A 549-nucleotide genomic window follows, 5' to 3' on the forward strand; every position below is an offset into this window, starting at 1 on the left:
GAAACCACGGTCGACGCCACGGCGTGCGCCATCGGTGCGGCGGGGCCGTTGCCGGTGCTGGGCGGGGCGCTGGAGAACGTGGGGCTATACCTGCTTGACGCGGCATTGCAGCCGGTGCCCGATGGCGTGCCGGGCGAAGTGTACCTCGCCGGCGCTGGCTTGGCGCGTGGCTATCTGCACCGTCCGGGCCTGACGGCGGAGCGTTTCCTGCCGTGCCCGTTCGGTACGCCGGGTGCACGCATGTACCACACGGGCGACTTGGCGCGCCGGCTGGCCGACGGGCGCATCGTGTATCTGGGACGCACGGACCAGCAGGTCAAGCTGCGCGGCTACCGTATCGAGTTGGGCGAGATCGAGGCGGCTCTGAGCCGTCATGCGGACTTGCGCGATGCGGTGGTGTTGGCCAAGGACATCGATGGCGAGAAGCGGTTGGTGGCATATGTGGAAGGCCGGACGGTGGAGTGCGACGAGGAGGCGTTGTTTGCGCGCCTGTTTACGTACTTGCACGCCTGCCTGCCGGTCTACATGGTGCCGTCGAACTTTGTGCTG

At 67.6% G+C, this 549-nt stretch carries 1 protein-coding gene; it reads left to right on the forward strand.

What is annotated here, in order from left to right; all coding sequences use genetic code 11:
* Positions 1–549: AMP-binding protein (locus ACP7EG_RS27725; RefSeq protein WP_426090254.1), on the forward strand; the 549-nt coding region annotated here is incomplete at both ends.

The organism is Janthinobacterium sp. PSPC1-1 (assembly GCF_049897625.1).
In the GTDB taxonomy this organism is placed as follows: Bacteria; Pseudomonadota; Gammaproteobacteria; order Burkholderiales; family Burkholderiaceae_D; genus Janthinobacterium; species Janthinobacterium tructae.